A 4,235-nucleotide genomic window follows, 5' to 3' on the forward strand; every position below is an offset into this window, starting at 1 on the left:
CAAGGTCAGCAGCCATGAGTTCCAGCAGGCCCTGAAGGACTGGGGCATGCGCTCATCGATGAGCCGAAAGGGCAACTGCTGGGGCAATGCCCCGACCGAGAGCTTTTGGGGGCGGCTGAAAACGGCCAGCGTGCACGGGCACAAGTTCGCCACCCGCGAGCAGGCCCGGCAGGCGGGACTGGACTGGATGGCTTTCTACAATCACCGCAGGCTGCATTCGTCGCTGGGCTACCTCAGTCCGATGCAGTTCGAGCAACGCTGGTACGAGGCACAGCGCAAAAATGCCGCGTGAACCGGGGGCTAAGAGCTACACGAAACAGGGGCAAGGTCACACATCGACGGCATTCGCCACAGGTATTTTCTGGGCGACCGCAGCATAGAGATCAACCTCTGTCTGTGGCGTCTGAATGGATACGACGAGGCTATATCTCGCTGGTAGACCATAACGCTCCAACGCGGGTCGCGTTCGCCACCAGCCTGCCGAAGGATAGACAGCAATGAACCCACGGCTGGCCAGTTCGGCGGCCGTGCCTTTCCACACATCCTGATGTAGCGAACCACGATGCCGCCTCCTGCTTCCCAGTAGCCAGTTTGGATCAGAGGAATTGACCGGATCGCCGTCACCTTCGTCTTCACGCTGTGCAGCAGCGTTCAACCTTTCAATGAAGCTATCGGTAGAAATATCCAGCGGGCGCTGCACGTCGAAGCGTAGGCGGTGCGAAGGGTAGTGATACTTCGACGCGACGCCCCTTGCCGAAGGATTAGGCTCGACGAAATACGACAGCGTGACACGCATCTCGACAGGTGTGTCCTGCAATGCCTCCAACTCGTCCTTCGGCCATGGCAAGGAATGCAGCTTCATGTCGCGGGTGACGACCCCTCTGCGCTGGACCTTCGCATACGGATACACCAAGTCTTCAACCACCAGCGTTAAGGAGTTGCTCACGCTCCACAGTGCACGGTTCAGGTCCGGTATCCCCCAGCCGCAGTGACGGATCAGGTTGATGAAGTGATCCTTGTTCGGAGCAGCCGGCAAGAACATCGCACGCATGGCATCGCTCCATTGCGCCGAATGAACGAGCAATGCACGCACGGTCTCCGGACGAAGATGCGGATAAGCGGCCATGATCCGGGCCGCCATGCCAGCACACAGCGCCGATGCTGCGCTGGTAGCATTGCTGGTGGTGAACAAGCGCGCCTGCGGCTGGCTGTGTGTGGTCAGCAGGCTCAGACTCGCCATCCACGATGCACCCAGATCATCCTTGGCCGCGTTGCCGCCCTCCAGCACCACATCGGGCTTGAGCGGCCACGCGCGATCCCAGGCCTGTGTCGTGGTGGTAAACGGGCTGAGCCCCCCCGCTTCGGCAATGGGGCTCAAGGACGGATGTCCCTGTGTGTCGATCTTCTCGGTGTAAGCGCCCACGGTGATGGCATTCCATGCCTGCCCTGGATCATGCACAAGGTTGGTGGCTAGGCAGTCGGGATACGTGGCCCACGCATTGACATCACGATTGTTTCCGGCAGAGAGCACGAACAGACGCGGGCTCTCACCCGCACCGTCCGCATCCGCCGCGAGACCATCCACGGCGGCCGACCATGACGAAGGTCGACCCCGGTCCCGATAGTCCGAAGCAGTCACGGCAGATGTGAACAAACGGGCGCGAGCCGGCGCAGAGATTTCGGGGCGCGTAACGGCTTCCGCGAACAAGTAGGCGTGGTGCCGCGCATCGCCATTGTTCGCACCGTCTGCTGGTATCAGCTTGACCGATTCCAGCCGATGCGGAACGCTGATCGTGTCCATAGAAGATAAGGCATCGGTAAGGTCGCCGTAAGCTGCCAGGCCAGCTAGGCCTGTACCGTGATCTGCTTCATCATCCACACCCCAGGCCGGGTTCACTGTGTGCAGGTCCGAAGTGTTCATCAATGGCTCCAGCAGTGGATGCGCGCGATTCACGCCTGAATCCAGCAGGCAAACCCGGGGGGCACCGTCTGCGGGCGGCAACTGCACACGTTGAAGTAGATCATCTACCCATTGGCGCTGCTCATCCACCTCCATGCCGTCGAACAACTCAGCGGTCTCTTTGGCATAGCGAAGCTCGGCCACGCAGTTCAGTGCCATTACCGAGCGCGAGAGTTGCTGCTGTGAACCATACATCAGCAGCACCGTGCGCTCCGGGAAGTTGACTTGATTTTCACTGACCACACAATCCGCCATGCGGGCGAGTTTCTTGAAATCCTCCACCACGGCTTGTCGCTGTCTCGCACCTCCAACTGGAAGCCACACTTCCCACCAGAAAGCCCTGGCGGGATCAGTCGGTAGTAGTTCGGGCGCATCAGTCCATAGAGCTCTGATTCCTGCTGCCCGGATAGATTCGATGGCGTCGAGCAGCTTCCGGTGATCGAGCGCCCGACCGCCGCTGCTTTTCCTCTCTGCCAAGTAGTCAGCAATATATTGCTCGAAGTGCGCGAGTCCACCATCCGGAACGAAGACGTTGGCGAGCGTGCGGTTGCCTTCTTCGCGGACGCTCAGGAGTTCGATTTCTTTGGTCGCGTTTGCCAGACTCTCAAAAGCCAGTACGACATCCGGCTGGCTGGTGAACTGGATTTGCAGGCCCAGCCCGCTTTCCAGTTGCAGTTCCTGCTGGACACGCACAGCCTCGGCCGCTGCGGGCTTCAAGTCCTCGATCTGCCTTTGAAGGGAGGCGGCATGCTGCTGTCTAGGTTGAGCTGGAATGTTCTTCTGCTTTACGGGCGAGGATTTCGCCGTGAATTTAACTGCTCGTGATGTGTTTCGAAGAATGAGGTGTGGATGCTTAGCGTGCGGTTGATCCGGCATGGTTCTAGACAGCCTTCTTATCGTTCATTCTGATGCTGAATTTTCGGCGCTCCTCGAAGGCCCGCACCAGTGCCTCAGACGTTACGCGGTCCTCATCGCGCATCACGGCCTCTTTGATGGACTCGTCCACAGCACGCCTGATCTCCGCGTAGCTCAACCCAGCAGCCTTCGCAATGAGCGCCTTAAGATGGAATGGCCTGGGTGCAAACTTCCCAAGCCGCGCCTGCAGCAGCTTGGCGGCTTGTGATGCGCTTGGCAGCCGGTACTCGATCACATCATCGAATCGACGGAAGAGTGCATAATCAAGAATTTCCACATGGTTGGTCGCAGCGACAATCAGGCTGTGAGACTGGTCATTCTCAATCATTTGCAGAAAGCTGTTGAGAACGCGCCGAATCTCGCCCACATCGTTGGCGAGTCCTCGCTGCGACCCTATGGCATCAAACTCGTCGAAAAAGTAGACGCCGCGAACCTCACTGATGGCGTCGAATATCTGGCGCAGCTTGGCGGCCGTTTCCCCCATGAATTTTGTGATAAGCGCATCGAGCCTCACGGAAAACAAGGGAATGCCAAGCTCGCCCGCCAGCACGGAGGCCGTCATCGTCTTGCCCGTACCAGGCGGCCCCACCAGCAGCAGTTTGCGCCGTGGCGACAGACCATGTTCGCGGATGCGCGAATGGTGCTTCTGCTCCTTCAGGATGCGGCCAAGCTGCTCCGCCACATCCGTATCGAGCACCATGTCCACCAGTCGATTCTTCGGATAGGCCACCGTCAGCAGGTTCGCTAGCTCGCCGCGGGGGCGCGCTAGTGGCACCAGATTACCTGTCCCATCAGCGGGCAAGGCTCGAGCCTTGGCTGCGTCGATCATATCGCGCAGTTCCTGGGCGAGCTTGCCGTGGCCCACTTTGGCCTCGCGGGCGGCGACCTGCATGGCCACAGAGTAAAAGTGCTGGTCATCCCTTTCGATATGGGATTTAACCAACGCCTTAAGTTGTTCTGCGCTGGCCATAGTGGCCTCCCACCTCTGCTGTCATGTTGTCTGGTACTCCAAGCGACGCCATCGCAGAATGCATCAGCTGATCCGCGACTTGCTCGTCAAGGTCACCCAGCTCGTTCGGGTCTGCGGCCAGCACAAACAACAGCCCGACAGGCACATGCAATGCCTCGGCAATCTTGGCGACCGTCGAAAGTGTCGGATCACGCTTGTTGTTCTCCAGCATCGACAGGTACGACACGGAGCAATTGGCCCGGTTCGCAATGGCACTTTGCGATGCACCCCGTTGCATTCGGCACAGTCGAATGGCTTGACCTACATTCATAGAGTTTGTCTTCTTACGAAGTTGCGATGGGTCTGAATAGCGCCGCAATTTTACCACCAGTGAAGTCTGTTTGACCTTGC

4 protein-coding genes are annotated in these 4,235 nt (G+C 58.9%); 1 reads left to right on the forward strand and 3 read right to left on the reverse strand.

Annotated elements, in window-relative coordinates; translation table 11 throughout:
• A partial coding sequence (locus tag ACSHWJ_RS15785; protein ID WP_432540081.1) for a transposase occupies positions 1 to 292 on the forward strand: 292 nt, incomplete at its 5' end.
• 36 nt (positions 293 to 328) lie between these two features.
• On the opposite strand, the gene ACSHWJ_RS15790 is transcribed toward ACSHWJ_RS15785, so the two are convergent.
• The 3 genes from ACSHWJ_RS15790 to ACSHWJ_RS15800 form a co-directional block, all read right to left on the reverse strand.
• The gene (locus ACSHWJ_RS15790) at positions 329 to 2,836 is read right to left on the reverse strand and encodes a S8 family peptidase (protein WP_432540080.1); all 2,508 of its coding nucleotides are present in this window, start codon (positions 2,834 to 2,836) and stop codon (positions 329 to 331) included.
• Positions 2,837 to 2,840: 4 nt separating this feature from the next.
• On the reverse strand, positions 2,841 to 3,845 hold the full coding sequence (locus ACSHWJ_RS15795; RefSeq protein WP_432540079.1) for an AAA family ATPase: 1,005 nt from the start codon (positions 3,843 to 3,845) through the stop codon (positions 2,841 to 2,843).
• Positions 3,823 to 4,235 (reverse strand): helix-turn-helix domain-containing protein (locus ACSHWJ_RS15800; protein ID WP_432540078.1); only part of this gene is annotated, 413 nt, incomplete at its 5' end. The genes ACSHWJ_RS15800 and ACSHWJ_RS15795, both read right to left, overlap by 23 nt.

The organism is Methylococcus sp. S1M, from assembly GCF_051295855.1.
GTDB lineage: Bacteria > Pseudomonadota > Gammaproteobacteria > Methylococcales > Methylococcaceae > Methylococcus > Methylococcus capsulatus.

What these genes read in the sequence shown, in the direction of transcription:
- ACSHWJ_RS15790 (WP_432540080.1), bottom strand. Translation starts at nt 2,836, where the DNA reads ATGCCGGATCAACCGCACGCTAAGCATCCACACCTCATTCTTCGAAAC.
- ACSHWJ_RS15795 (WP_432540079.1), bottom strand. Translation starts at nt 3,845, where the DNA reads ATGGCCAGCGCAGAACAACTTAAGGCGTTGGTTAAATCCCATATCGAA.